15 protein-coding genes are annotated in these 15,971 nt (G+C 67.9%); 3 read left to right on the top strand and 12 right to left on the bottom strand.

Annotated elements, in window-relative coordinates:
• Position 1: 1 nt before the first annotated feature.
• Both SLNSH_RS11255 and SLNSH_RS11260 read left to right on the top strand, forming a co-directional pair.
• Entirely contained in the window at positions 2 to 1,510 is a 1,509-nt protein-coding gene (locus SLNSH_RS11255) for a tripartite tricarboxylate transporter permease (protein ID WP_106337073.1), read from the top strand.
• Between the two features lie 34 nt (positions 1,511 to 1,544).
• Positions 1,545 to 2,420, top strand: a complete 876-nt coding sequence (locus SLNSH_RS11260) for an AEC family transporter (protein ID WP_106337075.1) — start codon at positions 1,545 to 1,547, stop codon at positions 2,418 to 2,420.
• A 27-nt stretch (positions 2,421 to 2,447) separates the two neighbouring features.
• Here SLNSH_RS11260 and SLNSH_RS11265 read toward each other — a convergent pair whose 3' ends face one another.
• The 11 genes from SLNSH_RS11265 to SLNSH_RS11315 all read right to left on the bottom strand — a co-directional run bounded on the left by SLNSH_RS11265 (position 2,448) and on the right by SLNSH_RS11315 (position 12,389).
• Positions 2,448 to 3,005, bottom strand: a complete 558-nt coding sequence (locus tag SLNSH_RS11265) for an HNH endonuclease (RefSeq protein WP_106337141.1) — start codon at positions 3,003 to 3,005, stop codon at positions 2,448 to 2,450.
• 149 nt (positions 3,006 to 3,154) lie between these two features.
• Complete coding sequence (locus tag SLNSH_RS11270; protein ID WP_106337077.1) at positions 3,155 to 3,358, bottom strand: hypothetical protein; 204 nt, start codon at positions 3,356 to 3,358, stop codon at positions 3,155 to 3,157.
• A gap of 84 nt (positions 3,359 to 3,442) precedes the next feature.
• A complete protein-coding gene (locus SLNSH_RS11275) occupies positions 3,443 to 4,324 on the bottom strand; it encodes a 3-hydroxybutyryl-CoA dehydrogenase (RefSeq protein ID WP_106337079.1) in 882 nt (293 codons plus the stop codon).
• Between the two features lie 162 nt (positions 4,325 to 4,486).
• Positions 4,487 to 5,422, bottom strand: a complete 936-nt coding sequence (locus SLNSH_RS11280) for an electron transfer flavoprotein subunit alpha/FixB family protein (protein WP_106337080.1) — start codon at positions 5,420 to 5,422, stop codon at positions 4,487 to 4,489.
• The gene (locus tag SLNSH_RS11285; protein ID WP_106337082.1) at positions 5,422 to 6,171 is read right to left on the bottom strand and encodes an electron transfer flavoprotein subunit beta/FixA family protein; all 750 of its coding nucleotides are present in this window, start codon (positions 6,169 to 6,171) and stop codon (positions 5,422 to 5,424) included. The genes SLNSH_RS11280 and SLNSH_RS11285 overlap by 1 nt, the downstream gene beginning before the upstream one ends.
• A gap of 203 nt (positions 6,172 to 6,374) precedes the next feature.
• Positions 6,375 to 7,094: a rhomboid family intramembrane serine protease gene (locus SLNSH_RS11290; RefSeq protein ID WP_106337084.1), complete on the bottom strand. Its 720-nt coding sequence runs from the start codon at positions 7,092 to 7,094 to the stop codon at positions 6,375 to 6,377.
• Positions 7,095 to 7,097: 3 nt separating this feature from the next.
• The gene (locus SLNSH_RS11295) at positions 7,098 to 7,679 is read right to left on the bottom strand and encodes a cob(I)yrinic acid a,c-diamide adenosyltransferase (protein ID WP_106337085.1); all 582 of its coding nucleotides are present in this window, start codon (positions 7,677 to 7,679) and stop codon (positions 7,098 to 7,100) included.
• Between the two features lie 46 nt (positions 7,680 to 7,725).
• A complete protein-coding gene (locus tag SLNSH_RS11300; RefSeq protein ID WP_106337087.1) occupies positions 7,726 to 8,304 on the bottom strand; it encodes an acyloxyacyl hydrolase in 579 nt (192 codons plus the stop codon).
• A gap of 141 nt (positions 8,305 to 8,445) precedes the next feature.
• Entirely contained in the window at positions 8,446 to 8,634 is a 189-nt protein-coding gene (locus SLNSH_RS11305; protein ID WP_280954468.1) for a twin transmembrane helix small protein, read from the bottom strand.
• A gap of 96 nt (positions 8,635 to 8,730) precedes the next feature.
• Positions 8,731 to 11,475 carry a TIGR02302 family protein gene (locus SLNSH_RS11310; protein WP_106337088.1) on the bottom strand — a complete coding sequence of 915 codons (2,745 nt, stop codon included), beginning with the start codon at positions 11,473 to 11,475 and terminating at the stop codon, positions 8,731 to 8,733.
• A gap of 116 nt (positions 11,476 to 11,591) precedes the next feature.
• Entirely contained in the window at positions 11,592 to 12,389 is a 798-nt protein-coding gene (locus SLNSH_RS11315) for an MOSC domain-containing protein (RefSeq protein ID WP_106337090.1), read from the bottom strand.
• A 133-nt stretch (positions 12,390 to 12,522) separates the two neighbouring features.
• On the opposite strand from SLNSH_RS11315, the gene clpB reads away from it, so the two are divergent.
• Positions 12,523 to 15,138: an ATP-dependent chaperone ClpB gene (clpB, locus tag SLNSH_RS11320; RefSeq protein ID WP_106337091.1), complete on the top strand. Its 2,616-nt coding sequence runs from the start codon at positions 12,523 to 12,525 to the stop codon at positions 15,136 to 15,138.
• 57 nt (positions 15,139 to 15,195) lie between these two features.
• Here the strand turns inward: clpB and SLNSH_RS11325 are convergent, their stop codons facing one another.
• Positions 15,196 to 15,903: an SGNH/GDSL hydrolase family protein gene (locus SLNSH_RS11325; RefSeq protein WP_158266743.1), complete on the bottom strand. Its 708-nt coding sequence runs from the start codon at positions 15,901 to 15,903 to the stop codon at positions 15,196 to 15,198.
• Between the last annotated feature and the right edge of the window lie 68 nt (positions 15,904 to 15,971).

Consider the following 15,971-nt stretch of genomic DNA (forward strand, 5'->3'; position numbering starts at 1 on the left):
CGTGGAAAACATCTCCGAACTGATGCACGGCTTCGAGGTCGCGCTCACGGTGCAGCACATCGGACTGATGCTGGTCGGCGTGCTGCTCGGCATCCTGGTCGGCGTGCTGCCGGGCCTGGGAGCGCCAAACGGCGTGTCGCTGCTGCTGCCGCTGACCTTCGGCATGCAGCCGGTGTCCGCCATCATCCTCCTGTCGAGCATGTACTGGGGGGCGCTCTTCGGCGGATCCGTCACCTCCATCCTGTTCAACATCCCGGGCGAACCGTCGTCCGTGGCGACCACCTTCGACGGCTACCCGATGGCCCGGGACGGACATCCCACCAAGGCGCTCGCGACAGCCTTCGGCTCCGCGGCCTTCGGGGCGCTGGTCGGAGTCGTCCTGATCACGCTGCTCGCCAGCTGGGTCGCCAAGGCGGCGCTGCAGTTCGGCCCGGCGGAATACTTCGCGGTGTATTTCCTGGCCTTCGCCAGCTTCATCGGCATGGGCGGAAGCCCGCCCGCCAAGACGCTGGTGTCGCTGTCCATTGGCTTCGCCCTGGCGGCGGTGGGCATGGACACCGTGTCCGGAAGCGTGCGCCTGACGATGGGCGTGGACGAACTGGTGAAGGGCGTCAGCTTCGTCGTCGCCGTGATGGGCCTCTTCGGCATCGGCGAACTCTTGCTCGCCGTGGAGGACGAGTCCGCATCCATCAAGGGCGTCGCTTCCAAGGTCGAGTGGCGCGAAGTGTTTCGCACCCTGGCGGGCCTGCCGCGCCACGGCTGGGCGCTGCTGCGCAGCGCGGCCATCGGATGCTGGATGGGGATCACCCCCGGAGGGCCGACCGCAGCCTCCTTCATGAGCTACGGCGTGGCCAAGCGCTTCTCCCCACGCCGGGCGAATTTCGGGCGCGGCGAGCAGGAGGGAATCGTGGCTCCGGAGACGGCCGATCACGCGGCGGGTACGAGCGCGCTGCTGCCGATGCTGGCCCTCGGCATTCCCGGGTCAGCCACCGCGGCCGTGATGATGGGCGGCCTGATGATCTGGGGCCTGAACCCCGGCCCCATGCTGTTCATCGAGCAGAAGGACTTCGTGTGGGGCCTGATCGCGAGCATGTATCTCGGCAATGTCGTCGCGCTCGCGCTGGTGCTGCTGACAGTGCCGATCTTCGCCGCGATGATGCGCATCCCCTTCTACATCATCACCCCGCTGATCCTGATCGTCATCACGGTGGGAGCGTATTCAGTTTCCAACTCCTACCTGGACGTGGTGCTGATGATGGGCTTCGGCGTGCTCGGCTACCTGTTCAAGAAGCTGCACTACCCGCTCGCGCCCCTCGTGCTCGCCATGGTGATCGGGGACAAGGCCGAGGACGCTTTCCGGCAGTCGATGCTGATCTCGAAGGGCTCGCTGGGCGTCTTCTTCAGCAACGGCCTGGTGACGACGCTCATGGGGATCGGATTCGTCTTCCTGGCGCTGCCAATCCTCGGGCAGATCCGCGCCCGTCGGACGGAAACGCGGCCGGCCCTTTGATGCCGGACCCGAGGATGCTCCAGGTGGGCGCGGCATGGCCGGCGTGATCCTCTCCATCATCCTGCCGGTGCTCCTGACGGTGCTCGTCGGTTTCTGCTGGGCGCGCTCTGGGCGCAAGCTCCAGAGCCCGGATCTCACGGCCCTGATCGGCGACGTCGCTACACCGTGCCTGGTCATCAGCACGTTCCAGAAGACGCACGTCTCGCCCGCTGACTTCTCCGCCATGGCGACCGCCGCGGCGTCCTGCATCGTCCTGTTCGCGACCGCCGGGGCCATCGTCCTCAAAATCGCGCGGCTGCCGCTCCGGACCTTTCTGCCTTCCATCGCCTTTCCGAACGCGGGAAATCTTGGCCTCCCGGTCGCGCTCTACGCTTTCGGCGACACGGGCCTCGGCTACGCGATCGTGTTCTTCTCCATTTCCTCCGTGGCGAACTACACCTTCGGGCAGGCCATTGCGGCCGGGGCCGCGAACTGGGGCGGGCTCGCCAGACTCCCGATCATGTACGCGACGGCGATCGGGGTCGGCCTGTCTCTGTTATCGGTAGAGCTGCCGCGCTGGCTCGGCGCGACCCTCAATCTGCTCGGCAGCCTGACGGTCCCGCTGATGCTGCTGCTGCTGGGCGCCTCGATCAGCGGCCTCGGAGTCGCTTCGGCTCGCCGGGCTGCGTTTATCGCATCCGTCCGCATCGGGGTCGGGGCCGCCGTGGGATTCGGGGTGGCGGCGGCCTTCGGGCTGACGGGCCCCATGCGGGCCGTGCTGGTTCTTCAGGCGGCGAACCCGGTGGCCGTCTACAACTATCTCTTCGCGCTGCGCTGGAACAACCAGCCGGAGGAGGTCGCCGGCGTCGTGGTCGTGTCCACGCTCGCCGCGGTGGCGACCATTCCGCTGTTGCTCATGGTCCTGATCTGAAGGCGACCGACACGATCGGCTTGCAAGCTACGGTTCGAGCTCGGAATCCCAGTACAGGTAGTCCATCCAGCTCTCGTGCAGGTAGTTCGGCGGGAAGAGCCGGCCGTTCTGGTGGAGGTCGTTCACGGAGGGCGCGAAGGGGGCCTGCATGGGGATCATGCCCACCTGGCGGGGCAGTCTGTCGCCCTTCCGCAGATTGCACGGGGAGCAAGCGGCGACCACGTTTTCCCAGGTCGTCTGGCCGCCCTTGGAGCGGGGGATGACGTGATCGAAGGTGAGGTCTTCACGGGAGCCGCAATACTGGCACGTGAAGCGGTCGCGCAGAAAGACGTTGAAGCGGGTAAAGGCTGGATGCCGAGACGGCTTGACGTAGGTCTTGAGGCAAACGACCGAAGGAAGCTGGATTTCGAAGTTCGGACTTCGGACCGTCTTGTCGTAGCGCGATACGATGTTCACCCGGTCCAGGAACACCGCCTTGATCGCATCCTGCCAACACCAGAGCGACAAGGGGTAGTAGCTCAGCGGTCTGTAGTCCGCATTGAGCACCAGCGCCGGACAGGCCTCCGGCGACACCGGTTGATGCACGTGGGGCTGGTGAACGTGAACCGTCACCGCAACCGCCTCCTGCTTCCCGAAGCGGATGCGACTCCGCTCCAGAGAACAGTCTATGCTTGTCGTGACGTTCTTGTGAAGTCGCTGCGGCGCACGCGTGGCGTCCGGTCGCGCCGTCGCTCTCAGGCGCGGACGTCGACGCGGGTTCCGGTTCCCGGCGCAGGAGCGGCCTCCACGGCCTGGGCGGCGGTATCCAGCATCGACACGAGCTCCTGCTCGGCCTTGTTTTGCTGCTTCATGACCGCAATCGTCGCCCGCTGCTGGATCGCGTCCTGCTGCAAGGTGATGATGCTGGACAGCGGGTCGACGGGGCTGAGGGTCGTCATGTCGAAAACCCTACGCCGCAGGCGTTAGGCTTCGCTTAAGAGAATCGTTCGCCTTCAACGCATGGCCGGAGTCCGGCGCCGCACTCAGCGGGTCGGCATCGGCTTCTCGCCGCGGTAGTCGTAGAAGCCGCGGCGGGTCTTGCGGCCCAGCCAGCCGGCCTCGACGTATTTCACGAGCAGCGGGCAGGGACGATACTTCGAGTCGGCCAGACCCTCATGGAGCACCTGCATCACGGACAGGCAGGTGTCGAGGCCGATGAAGTCGGCCAGCTGCAGCGGGCCCATCGGATGGTTGGCGCCGAGCCGCATGGCCGTATCGATCGCGTCGACCGAGCCCACGCCCTCGTAGAGTGTGTAGATCGCCTCGTTGATCATCGGCAGCAGGATACGGTTGACGATGAAGGCCGGGAAATCCTCCGCGACCGTCACGGTCTTGCCCAGGCGATCGATGAAGGCCTTGGCGGCTTCGAAGGTCGGATCCTCCGTCGCAATGCCGCGGATCAACTCCACGAGCTGCATGCGGGGCACCGGATTCATGAAATGAATGCCGATGAAGCGCTCGGGGCGGTCCGTCACGGACGCCAGCCGGGTGATCGAGATCGAGGACGTGTTCGACGCCACCATGGCGTCCGGCTTCAGCGAGGGGCAGAGCTGGGTGAAGATCTTGCGCTTCACCTCCTCGTTCTCGGTCGCAGCCTCGATGACGATATCGCAGGAGGCGAAATCGGCGTAGCTGGGGGCCGGCTGGACCCGCTGCAGCGCCTTGCGGCGGTCCGCCTCGTCCATCGAGCCTTTTTGCACCAGCTTGGAGAGGTTCCCCTCGATGGCGGCCACGCCTGCCTGGATGCGGTCCTCGCTCAGGTCGTTCAGCATGACGTCGATGCCGGCCTGCGCGCAGACCTGGGCGATGCCGTTGCCCATTTGGCCGGCGCCGATGATGCCCACCTTGCGAATTTCGAGCGACATGACTGCTGTGCGGCCGTGGCCGTCCTCTATCCTGCGAAACCCGCCCTCGCGGCCGGGCCCCATCCTAGACCAACCCGCTCCAGGATGGAGGCGGACAATGGTCTATGACGGACGCACGCCGCAAGCGAAAAGCCTGGGGCGCGCGGTCCCTTTTTCAACCGATTACTTGGCCAGGGCCTTGTCCAGCTCCGGCAGGACCTGGAACAGGTCTCCAACCAGTCCGTAGTCGGCCACCTGGAAGATCGGGGCCTCCTCGTCCTTGTTGATGGCGACGATGACCTTCGAGTCCTTCATGCCGGCGAGGTGCTGGATGGCGCCGGAGATGCCCACGGCGATGTAGAGGTCCGGAGCCACCACCTTGCCGGTCTGGCCGACCTGCCAGTCGTTCGGGGCGTAGCCGGCGTCCACGGCGGCGCGCGAGGCGCCCATGGCGGCGCCGAGCTTGTCGGCGATGGGCTCGATGTAGGTCTTGAAGTTCTCGGCGTTCTGCATGGCGCGGCCGCCCGAGATGATGATCTTGGCGGAGGTCAGCTCCGGGCGGTCCGACTTCGACAGGCTCTCGCCCTTGAAGGTCGACACGCCGGGATCGGACGCCGCGGAAACCGCCTCGACGGAGGCCGAGCCGCCCTGGCCGGCGGCCTGGAACGAGGCCGTGCGCACCGTCAGCACCTTCTTGGCGTCGGTCGCCTGAACGGTCTGGATGGCGTTGCCGGCGTAGATCGGACGCTCGAAGGTGTCGGCCGACACGACCTTGGTCACGTCGGACACCTGCATGACGTCGAGCAGCGCGGCGACGCGCGGCATCACGTTCTTGGCCGCCGAGGTCGAGGACCCCACGATGGCGTCGTAGGAGCCGGCGAGGCTCACGACCAGCGCCGCCAGCGGCTCGGCCATGGCGTTGGCGTAGGCCGGCGCGTCGGCGAGCAGCACCTTCTCGACGCCCTCGAGCTTGGCTGCGGCGTCCGCCGCAGCCTGGGCGCCGGAGCCGGCGACGAGGACATGGACCGGGCCGCCCAGGGCCTTGGCTGCTGTCAGCGCCTTGGCGGTGACGTCCTTGAGGGTGGCGTTGTCGTGGTCGGCGAGGAGCAGGGTCGGCATCAGATCACACCCGCTTCGTTCTTGAGCTTGGCGACGAGTTCTTCGACGGAGGCGACCTTCACGCCCGCCTTGCGGCCCGGCGGTTCGGCGGTGTTGAGCACCTTCAGCCGCGGCGCGACGTCGACGCCGAAATCGGCGGCGGACTTCTCGTCGATCGGCTTCTTCTTGGCCTTCATGATGTTGGGCAACGAGGCGTAGCGCGGCTCGTTGAGGCGAAGGTCCGTGGTCACGATCGCCGGCAGCTTCAGATCGACCGTCTGCAGACCGCCATCAATCTCGCGGGTGACGGTGACCGTCTCGGCTCCGAGGTCGACCTTGGAGGCGAAGGTGCCCTGGGCCCAGCCCAGAAGGGCGGCGAGCATCTGTCCGGTCTGGTTGCAGTCGTCGTCGATGGCCTGCTTGCCCAGGATCACGAGGCCGGGCTGCTCGGCCTCGACCACACCCTTCAGGATCTTGGCGACGGCGAGCGGCTCGGTGGTCCCATCCACCTTCACCAGGACGCCGCGGTCGGCGCCCATGGCGAGGCCCGTGCGGATCGTCTCGGCCGCCTGGGCCGGACCGATCGAAACCACGACCACTTCGGTCGCCTTGCCGGCTTCCTTGAGACGCAGAGCCTCCTCGACCGCGATTTCGTCGAAGGGGTTCATCGACATCTTCACGTTGGCGAGTTCAACGCCCGACCCGTCCGCCTTGACGCGGATCTTGACGTTGTAGTCGACCACCCGCTTCACGGGCACGAGGATCTTCATCGTCTCTCCTCCGGGGAGCGCAAGGCGCATCCCGTCCATCCAGAAAAATCGCGGCCGATCATGGCGATCCCGTCCGCAGCGGCTTGCGCAGGCGCGACCATCAGCCCGGCAGGGCCGACCGTGATCAGGCGGGGACCGTAATGGCGGCCCGAAAGCTCGTCAACGCGACGAGCGGCCCATCCGGACCCGTTCCTTCGCAGTAGTCATGTGCTCCAGGGACCGGCCGAGGGGCCCTCACGGGACGAGTCATTCGCCCTTGCGGGCCTGCGCCGCAGCGCCTGGATGAGGACCAGGCCCGCGCAGAAGCCGCCCACGTGGGCCCACCACGCCGTGGACGACTCTTCCCCGGTGAACGCATGGAAGACCTGCACCACGATCCAGAGACCGAGCATCCACGCGGCCGGGATTCGCATGGGAATCAGGTTGAGCATGAGCCCCCAGATCTGCGCGCGGGGATGCAAAACGAGGTAGGCCGCGATCACCCCCGCGACCGCGCCGGAGGCGCCGATCAGGGGCTGTTCGCTGGCCGGGTTCATGAAGGCATGCAGCAGCGCCCCGCTGGCTCCGCAGGCCAGGTAGAACCCCACGAAGGCGCCGTGCCCCATCGAGTCCTCGACGTTGTCGCCGAAGACCTGCAGGAACAGCATGTTGCCCGCGAGGTGCAGGAAGCCCCCGTGCAGGAATATGGTGGTGAGCAGGGTGAGGGGCGGCGGGATCGCATCCAGGCCCGGCGGCAGAACCGCATGACCCCAGAGCACGGCAGGGATGACGCCGCCCTCCAGCGCCGCCATGTCCACCCCACCCGGAATCAGGCCGATCCAGGTCGCCAGCCAGACCAGGGTGGTCACGGCCAGGATCAGGCGCGTGACATGCGCCGCCTTGAGACGCCGGAGCGGGACCTGGTCGCGCAGCGGAAGGAACATGGGCTAACGGTTCTTGCCGGGCACCCAGAGCACGTCGCCGGCGCCCTTGTCGTTCACGAACCTCGACGCCACGAACAGGAAGTCCGACAGCCGGTTGACGTAGCGCAGCGCCGGCCCGCCGACGATCTCGCCGGGCGTCTGGGAAAGGTGCACGATCAGGCGCTCGGCGCGCCGGCAGATCGTGCGCGCGAGATGCAGGGCCGCCGCGGCCGGCGAACCTCCCGGCAGCACGAAGGTGCGCAGCGGCGCGAGTTCCGCGTTCAGCTGATCGATCTCGCCCTCGATTCGCACGACCTGCGCATCGATGATGCGCAGCGGCTCATAGCCGAGCGGTTTCCCTGTGTCGGGAGCGCAGAGGTCGGCGCCGAGGTCGAAGAGATCGTTCTGGATGCGCCCCAGCATCTCGTCCACGAGTGGGTGGGCGCCCCCAGTGTGGAGCCGCGCAAGGCCGATGGCCGCGTTGGTCTCGTCCACCGTGCCGTACGCCTCGACGCGCAGGCTGTATTTGGGCACGCGCTCGCCGGTGCCTAGCCCGGTCGTGCCATCGTCGCCGGTGCGCGTGTAGATCTTGTTGAGCCGAACCATCACCGGACCTCCTCAGCGGGTCGCCTGTCCGGTGCTTTATAGTCTCTCAGAAGCTGTAGCCCAGCCGCATTCCGACGTTGGTGAGGCCGCGGTTGTCGCTGCAGATGCCCGCGTTGGACATGTGCTCCACCGTTCCCATGAGGCTGATAGCCTCCGTCAGCCTGAAGCCCAGGGACGCGGACTCCCGAAAGCTCGCATGGCAGCCCATGGCGGAGCGCCCTACGGGCGTGACCGGTCCCGCCGTTCCGTTGTTCAGAGCGCCGCCGAGCGTGCCTTCGAAAAAGACCCGGCTGGTGAAGTCAAACGTCCAGGACAAGCCCGCGTAGGCGACGCTCGTGTCTCCCTGGGTGTTGATCGTGGCGCCGATGTGCGGACGCGGAACGAAGGCGTTGGCCAGTGGCGTCGACAGCGTGAATGGCTTGGCGAACAGCACCTCGGCGTTCACGTCTACGCTGCCGCTCTCCGGGCTCCAGGGGTCGTGCGCGAAGCCGCCAAGCCGGAACTCGGAGATGAATGGCGCAGGTTGCGCGACCGGGACAGGCGCCGGCCCGAAAAGGTCCGCCGCGCGGGCCCCTGCCCCGGACAGCACGGCGAACGCAAGGACGAGCGGACAAAACTGGCGCATGTGGCCTCCCCTGCAATCAGCAGGAGCATTCGCGTGGTTAATGAAGGGTGAACATCGGAGGAACGCGACACCGATTTGACGGATCTTCGGCGCGAGTCGCGCCCTTCGCAACAACAATGAAGCAACAGTCCCAGGGAAACTTCAACCCCTCGCCCAGATGGCGAGAAGAACCAAAACAATGGTCAAGAATTGGAGGCCAACCCGCCAACGCATCAGGTTCTGGGACCGATTAGGGCTTCCCCCACGGAACATGTTGACGAACCCCATGAGCAGGACGAGCACGACGCCGCCCATCGCGATCGGAACGGCGTTGTTGAAAAGTGCGGCCAAGGAAGCCTCCTGAGGCGATGAAACGCTTTGGCGAGGGCTCCTGCTCTAGACCGCCCTGCGCCCTGCGCCAAGCGCGACGACTTGCCGCCAAGCCTGTCAGTTCACCGGGAGCAGCCGCTGCAGGTAATCGAGTTCCTCCTGGGGCCGGTTCGGGTCGCCGAGGCGGCGTCGCAGTTCGTCCATGACCTCGCGGGCCCGCTGCTCGAGGGTGCCGCCCTTGCCGCCGCGGCGGAACTTGGAGCGATCCCCCGCCTCGGTGGTCGGCGTCGGCCGCCCGAGCGGGTCATCGTTCGGCTCGGAGGCCTGGGACCTGCGGTTTCCAGGCTGGCCGGGACCGTTGGGATCGCCTTCCGCCTGCTGGTTCCCATCGCCCTGCTGCATCTGCTGCGCAAGGCCCTGCGCTCCGCGCCTGAGGCCTTCCAGGGCGCGCCCCTGCTGCTCGACAGCCTGGCTGTCCTCGCCACGGCCCAGGGCGCCTTCGGCCTCTCGCATGGCGTCCTCAGCGTCCGAGAGCCCCTGCTCGCCGCTCATGCCGTTCTCGCGCATCTGGCGCTGCAGTTCGCGCAGACGCTCCCGCAAGGCCTGCTGGCGCTGCCCCAGGCCCTGCATGCCCTGCTGATCTCCCTCCCCTTGGCCCATCTGGTCGCCTTCGGGGCCATCGCCAGGCTCGCCCTGCTGCTGGCCTTGCTGGCCCTGCTGGCCGCGTTGTCCGCGTTGGCCTCTCTGGGATTGCTGCTGCCCCTGCTGGCGCTGCTGTCCGTCGCGGCCCATCTGGCGCTGGCGCTGGCCTTCGCGGAAGGTCTTGTCCCGCAACTCCTGCTGGTCGCGGGTCATCTTGTCGAGTTCGTCGAGGGCCTGCTCCATCTGCTGCTGACCCTGGTCCATCTGGCGTTGGCCGGGCCGGGCCGTCTTGAGGTTGTTCAGGATGTTCTTGAGCTGCTCCAGCATGCGCTGGGCGCTCTCTGTGTCGCCCTTGCGCGCCATCTCCTCCATGCGGTCGAGCATGTTCTTGAGATCGCGCGGCGTCAGTATGCGGGTGTTCGGGTCCATCCGGCTCTGCTGCTGGTTGGGATCCCGGTTCTTGAGCATCTGCTCGGCGTACTCGCGGAGATAGCGGTCCAACGCCTGCCGCAAGTCCTGCGTGAGGCGCTTGAGCTTATCTTCCGTGGCGCCGCGGTCGAGCGCGTTTTTCAGGTTCTCCTGGGCCTGCCGCAAGGCCTTCTCGGCGTCGCTCAGGTCGCCGTCCTCGATCTGCAGCGCCATCTCCCACAGCAGATCGGCGACCGCGATCATCTCGCCGTCGGTCTTGGACATCCGGAGCCGATTCGAGGCCGTGCGCAGCCCCAGGTAGATCGACGCGTCCGGCGTGAAGATCTCCGGAGCGATCAGCAGGTCAAGCAGGGACTCCTGGACGCGCTTGCGGCTGCCCGGATCCATGATCAGGTCGCGGCGCTGCTCCACCAGCGCCTTGGCGAGGGGCTTGGTGAAGGGCCGTTGCGGCAACGTGACCTGGATGGTCGCGCTGTGGCCCTCCTGGCCGATCTCATCCTTGGCGACCAGGGTCATCTCGACCCTGGCGCCCGCCCAGGGGTGGTCGGACAGGTCGATCGTGGATCGGACCTCGCCTTCGCGGTTGTCGCCGCCGGGGAGGCCGAGCGCCGCCTGGGGCGCCGGCGCCAGCGGCGGGCGCTTGGGCTCGACAGGCTGGCCGTTGCGGACAAGGCGTCCGAAGCGGGCCTCCGCCGAGACCACGCCGTAGTCGTCCTTGACCTCGTAGGAGACCGAGAGTCCGCCGCGCTCCGCGGGGACCGGTTCGCCGATCAGCGTGATCGCGGGCGGCGTGTCCGGGATGGCCGTCACCGCGATAGACGCGAGTGTGGCCGACCCGCGCTTCACGGTGAGCGTCCCGTCCTTGGTGACCGTCCAGCGGCTCTCGAGACCGGCTGTCTTCGCCTCACCGCCCTTGGCCCCCGCTTTGGTTCCGGGCTGCGGCTTGGATGCGGGCTGGGGCTTCCCGGCGGAGGCGTCAGCCGTCTCCTTGGGAGGCGTGACGCCGCCCGAGGGCGTCACGGTCACGCCGCTGGCGTCCGAGGCGCGGACCACGAGCGTCGATCCGGCGGGGGCCCGCACCTTGGGGGTCGCGGCCGAGCCGTCGGCCGTCTTGAGGTCCAGCAGAACGGGCGGGACCTGGGTGTAGCCGGGCGGGTCGATCCAGCCGTCGAGTCGGAAAGCTGCAGCGTGGGCGGACGCGCCCGACCAGTCGAAGGCCGCCATGAGCCGCGCCTCGCGCTCGGGGCCGGCGTAGAAATAGGCCCCGATCAGCGCCAGGGCCGCGCCGAAGCGGATCGCCCAGGGATCGCGCTCCGCGAGCCGTGGCGACGGAGCGCCGACGCGGATGCGCGAGGCGGAGTCGAGGATGCGCGCGCGGTGCGCCTCCCAGAGCGCGCGCGTGCCCGGATCGGCCGTGTTGATGGCGAGTTCGTCGGTGAGCGCCGTGGCCGGCCGGTGGGCGAGATCCGAATCTCGATCCAGCCGGGCGAGCGCTTCACGCCAGCTGGGCCTCGGAGCGCGGACAGCGCCGGCGAGCGCGCCAAGAAGGGCGAGCGCCGCGACCGTGACGCCCAGCATGCGAGCCCAGGGCGGGGCCACGAGCCAGAGACCCAGCCAGGACACGGCCAGGAAGACGACCGCGACCGTGAGCGCGACGGCCAGCCAGGGCCAGCTCCGCTCCCAGGCCAGCGTCAGGGCCGCCCGCCGGGCAAGCCCGCCAATCCGGTCCGCGACGAGGCGGGCGCGGTCGGCGTTTGAGGCGGGCGCGTGGCCCGGCGCGTCTTCGCTCATCGCGGCTCCGTTGACCCCAGGGCGGTAACGTAGCACGGGGCGGAAAAGTCGCCAGCCCTCGTGCCCGCGACCGCGGCGCGCACGCGCTTCGTGCGCTCACGATCGCGCGCGGCGCTTCAGATCACCCGGATGTCGTCGCCGGTTTGGAGTTCGCCAGGGGCGATCACCTCAGCGTAGACGCCGCAATCCATGTGGTCGAAGGCGCTCATGAGCGTCTGCGGGATGTTAAGGTCGCGTGCCGCAGTGGCCGGGTCGACGTTCGTGGCCGCGCAGCGCTGGATGCGCTTCACGACCTTGAGGCGCGCGCCGGTGGTGGTCTCCAGTTCGGAGCCGACCAGGTCGAGTTCAGACCATGCCGGCCAGCCGGTCACCAGCAGGTTGCCCCGGAAGCGCACAGGGTCGACCGGCTTGCCGAGCCGGTCCTCCAGGTCCTGGACGCTGGCCAGGTTGATGATGGAAACCACGCGCCTGGCCACATCCGAGAAGCTGAAGCCAGGCGCCTCCAGGACCTTCGGAGCCCCACGCAGCTCGCCCGGCATAAAGGCGGCGAAGAAGGCCTCGATCTCCTCCCTCCCCTGCGCGGTCGAGAGATCGCCGGCTGCGACCTGCCGGCCGCCCTCCCAGATCGTCAGGGTCGCGCTCTTCGGGTCGAAGCGCGTGTCCAACCGCGCCAGGCTCTCGTTGCGCATCAGCATGATGAAGCGGATCTTCTGCAGGTGCGCCGGGTTGGCTGGGTCGAACCCCGAGGGGCCGTTCTCGATCGCGTAGCGCCGGTCGTGCGGCAGCGGATCGCCGACCGTGAGCGCCACGCGTTCCAGCTTCTCCGGCGAGAGGCCCTTGACGGGATAGCGGTAGATGGCGGCCAGATTGGCGCGATCGTGAGTTCGGGAGCCAAGGTTCGGTTGGCCGCTCATGGGACCCCTAGCGTTGTCGAAATGCCACACCTATCTATCCGGCGGACGCTCGCCTCGGCTGGGGGATCGTCCGATCGGAGCGCCTGACCGCGCCTTAGGGGCGGAATTGAAAGCGCGGCCGTAGGAGGACCACATGGATTTCGAAAAGTACACCGATCGCGCAAAGGGCTTCGTTCAGTCCGCACAGACTCTTGCGATGCGCGAGGGCCATCCTCAGCTCGCGCCCGAGCATCTGCTCAAGGTCCTGCTCGACGACAACGAGGGCCTGGCCGCCGGCCTCGTGACGCGCGCCGGCGGGGACGCCAAGGCCGCCCTCCAGGGCGTGGAGCAGGCTCTCGCCAAGATGCCCAAGGTCTCGGGCGCGGCGTCGCAGCCGCAGCCGACCCGCGACCTTGTCCGCCTGTTCGACACGGCCGAGAAGATCGCCCAGAAGGCTGGCGACAGCTACGTCACGGTTGAGCGCCTCCTGCTCGCGATCGCCACCGAAAAGGACATGGACGCGGGGCGCATCCTGTCCCGCGCCGGCGTCACGGCCCAGAACCTCAACGCCGCGATCAACGAGCTGCGCAAGGGCCGCACCGCCGACAACGCCTCGGCGGAGAACGCCTATGACGCGCTGAAGAAATACGCCCGCGACCTCACGCAGGCCGCCCGGGACGGCAAGCTCGACCCGGTGATCGGCCGCGACGAGGAGATCCGCCGCACCATCCAGGTGCTGTCCCGCCGCACCAAGAACAACCCCGTGCTCATCGGCGAGCCGGGCGTCGGCAAGACCGCCATCGCGGAAGGCCTGGCGCTGCGCATCGTCAACGGAGACGTGCCTGAGAGCCTGAAGGACAAGCAGCTGCTCGCCCTCGACATGGGCGCGCTGATCGCCGGCGCGAAGTACCGGGGCGAGTTCGAGGAGCGCCTGAAGGCCGTGCTGAACGAGGTGACCGCGGCCGAGGGCGGCGTGATCCTGTTCATCGACGAGATGCACACGCTCGTGGGCGCCGGCAAGGCCGACGGGGCCATGGACGCGTCCAACCTGCTCAAGCCCGCGCTCGCCCGCGGCGAGTTGCACTGCGTCGGCGCGACCACGCTGGACGAGTACCGCAAGCACGTCGAGAAGGACGCCGCGCTGGCCCGCCGCTTCCAGCCCGTGTTCGTCAGCGAGCCCACCGTGGAAGACACGGTGTCCATCCTGCGCGGCCTGAAGGAGAAGTACGAGCTTCACCACGGCGTGCGCATCACGGACGGCGCGATCGTGGCGGCCGCCACCCTGTCGAACCGCTACATCACGGACCGCTTCCTGCCCGACAAGGCCATCGACCTCGTGGACGAGGCGGCGTCGCGCCTGCGCATGCAGGTGGACTCCAAGCCCGAGGAGCTGGACGAGCTCGACCGCCGCATCGTGCAGCTGCGCATCGAGCAGGAGGCGCTCAAGAAGGAGAACGACCCGGGCTCCCGGGACCGGCTCGTCCGCCTCGAAACCGAGCTCGCCGGGCTGGAGGAAAAGTCCTCCTCCCTGACAGCGCGATGGAAAGCCGAGAAGGAGAAGCTCGGCAGCGCCCAGAAGCTCAAGGAGCAGCTGGAGCAGGCCCGGACCGAGCTCGCCAACGCGCAGCGGCGCGGCGAATACCAGCGCGCCGGCGAGCTGGCCTATGGCGTGATCCCGGACCTCGAGAAGAAGCTGAAGGACGTGGAGGACAGCGAGAACGCCGCGCTCGTGGCCGAGGCCGTCACGGCCAACGACGTCGCGCAGGTCGTGTCGCGCTGGACCGGGGTCCCCGTGGACAAGATGCTCGAGGGCGAGAAGGACAAGCTGCTCAAGATGGAGGAGCAGCTGGCCAAGCGGGTCGTGGGCCAGGCGGAGGCTGTCGCCGCCGTGGCCACCGCCGTCCGGCGCGCGCGGGCCGGGCTGCAGGATCCGAACCGGCCGATCGGATCGTTCATGTTCCTGGGGCCCACGGGCGTCGGCAAGACGGAGCTCACCAAGGCGCTCGCCTCGTTCCTGTTCGACGACGAGACCGCGATGGTCCGGATCGACATGTCCGAGTACATGGAGAAGCACTCGGTCGCCCGCCTGATCGGCGCGCCTCCCGGCTACGTCGGCTACGAGGAAGGCGGCGCCCTCACGGAAGCCGTCCGCCGTAGGCCCTACCAGGTGGTGCTCTTCGACGAGATCGAGAAGGCGCATCCGGACGTGTTCAACGTCCTGCTGCAGGTGCTCGATGACGGACGTCTCACCGACGGCCAGGGCCGCACGGTCGACTTCCGCAACACGCTGATCATCATGACCTCCAACCTGGGCGCGGAGTTCCTGGTGAACCAGCCGGAGGGCGAGGACACGGACGCCGTCCGCAGCGAGGTGATGTCGGTGGTTCGGTCGCACTTCCGGCCGGAGTTCCTCAACCGGGTGGACGAGATCATCCTGTTCCATCGGCTGCAGCGGGCCCAGATGGGCGCGATCGTGGACATCCAGATGAAGCGGCTGCAGAAGCTGCTGGACGAGCGCAAGCTCGTGCTGGAGCTCGACCCCACCGCCCGCGACTGGCTCGCCGACAAGGGCTATGACGCCGCCTATGGGGCCCGTCCGCTGAAGCGCGTCATCCAGAAGAACGTGCAGGACCCGCTCGCCGAGCTGATCCTGTCCGGCACGGTGAAGGACGGCGAGCACGTGCCGGTGACGGCGGGCCCGGAAGGCCTTCGGATCGGGGACGTCGTGGTCGCCCCCGAGGCGCCGCCAAAGGGCGCGTTGCTGAACTGATCCTGTTCACCGAAGGGGGCCCGGCCATCGCGCCGGGCCTTTTTCGTCAGTGGCTCGTCAACCCGAACCGCCGGGGCTTGGCCGATGGCCAGAGGCTTCGCTCGGGGATTCGGCGCAGATTCGCTCGAGCAGCGGCTCCAGCGACGCCCGGTAGTCCTCGAGGTGAATGCCGACGCTCGCGCCAGGCCTGGCGATGCCGAACGCCTTGGCTCGCACCGCCGCAAACGGATCCTCATACGCGCAGCGCCCACGGTCGCAAATGGCCTCCAGCCGCTGCGAGTAGGCCTGCACCGCGTCGGTATTGACCACGCCGGCTTCCATGTCCTGCACGGGCGGTATCGCGGTCACGACGACCGTGTCCGCCCTTGCCCGAAGCGCGTCGATGATCCGGCTTACGTCCCGCTCGAATCGATCCACCGCCGCGGGGTCCAGCGGGCGTTTCTTGCTCAGCAGGTTGTTGGTTCCGATCGTCAGGACGGCGGCGTGCCCCCGGGCGCTCTCCAGTTTCTCCGCCACTTCGGCGTAGACATCCGTCGTGGCGCCGCTCACGCCAGCGTTCACCACCTCGCGTCCGCAAGGCAGCGCCGGCGGCTGGAACAGCTCCGCATTGGAGTCGCCTGCCCATAGCACATAGCCCGCAGAAGCCTGCTGGAGGTGGGCATTGATGACAGGGAGCCGGCTGGCGGCATAGCGGCGCGCGTTCAGGGCCTGGGTTTCCGTCTTGACGTGATCGGCCCTGCCGAAGTGGAAGACGCCGGCGGCCATGACTGCTACAAGGGCGGCGCTTATCAGAACGCGCGTTCGTGCCATCGACGGTCATCCAATTCGATTTT

The organism is Alsobacter soli (genome assembly GCF_003004785.1).
GTDB lineage: Bacteria > Pseudomonadota > Alphaproteobacteria > Rhizobiales > Beijerinckiaceae > Alsobacter > Alsobacter soli.

Coding starts and splice junctions, on each gene's coding strand:
- clpB (WP_106337091.1), top strand. CDS start 12,523: ATGGATTTCGAAAAGTACACCGATCGCGCAAAGGGCTTCGTTCAGTCC.
- SLNSH_RS11280 (WP_106337080.1), bottom strand. CDS start 5,422: ATGCCGACCCTGCTCCTCGCCGACCACGACAACGCCACCCTCAAGGAC.
- SLNSH_RS11275 (WP_106337079.1), bottom strand. CDS start 4,324: ATGTCGCTCGAAATTCGCAAGGTGGGCATCATCGGCGCCGGCCAAATG.
- SLNSH_RS11295 (WP_106337085.1), bottom strand. CDS start 7,679: ATGGTTCGGCTCAACAAGATCTACACGCGCACCGGCGACGATGGCACG.
- SLNSH_RS11310 (WP_106337088.1), bottom strand. CDS start 11,475: ATGAGCGAAGACGCGCCGGGCCACGCGCCCGCCTCAAACGCCGACCGC.
- SLNSH_RS11315 (WP_106337090.1), bottom strand. CDS start 12,389: ATGAGCGGCCAACCGAACCTTGGCTCCCGAACTCACGATCGCGCCAAT.
- SLNSH_RS11300 (WP_106337087.1), bottom strand. CDS start 8,304: ATGCGCCAGTTTTGTCCGCTCGTCCTTGCGTTCGCCGTGCTGTCCGGG.
- SLNSH_RS11290 (WP_106337084.1), bottom strand. CDS start 7,094: ATGTTCCTTCCGCTGCGCGACCAGGTCCCGCTCCGGCGTCTCAAGGCG.
- SLNSH_RS11325 (WP_158266743.1), bottom strand. CDS start 15,903: ATGGCCGCCGGCGTCTTCCACTTCGGCAGGGCCGATCACGTCAAGACG.
- SLNSH_RS11270 (WP_106337077.1), bottom strand. CDS start 3,358: ATGACGACCCTCAGCCCCGTCGACCCGCTGTCCAGCATCATCACCTTG.
- SLNSH_RS11285 (WP_106337082.1), bottom strand. CDS start 6,171: ATGAAGATCCTCGTGCCCGTGAAGCGGGTGGTCGACTACAACGTCAAG.
- SLNSH_RS11260 (WP_106337075.1), top strand. CDS start 1,545: ATGGCCGGCGTGATCCTCTCCATCATCCTGCCGGTGCTCCTGACGGTG.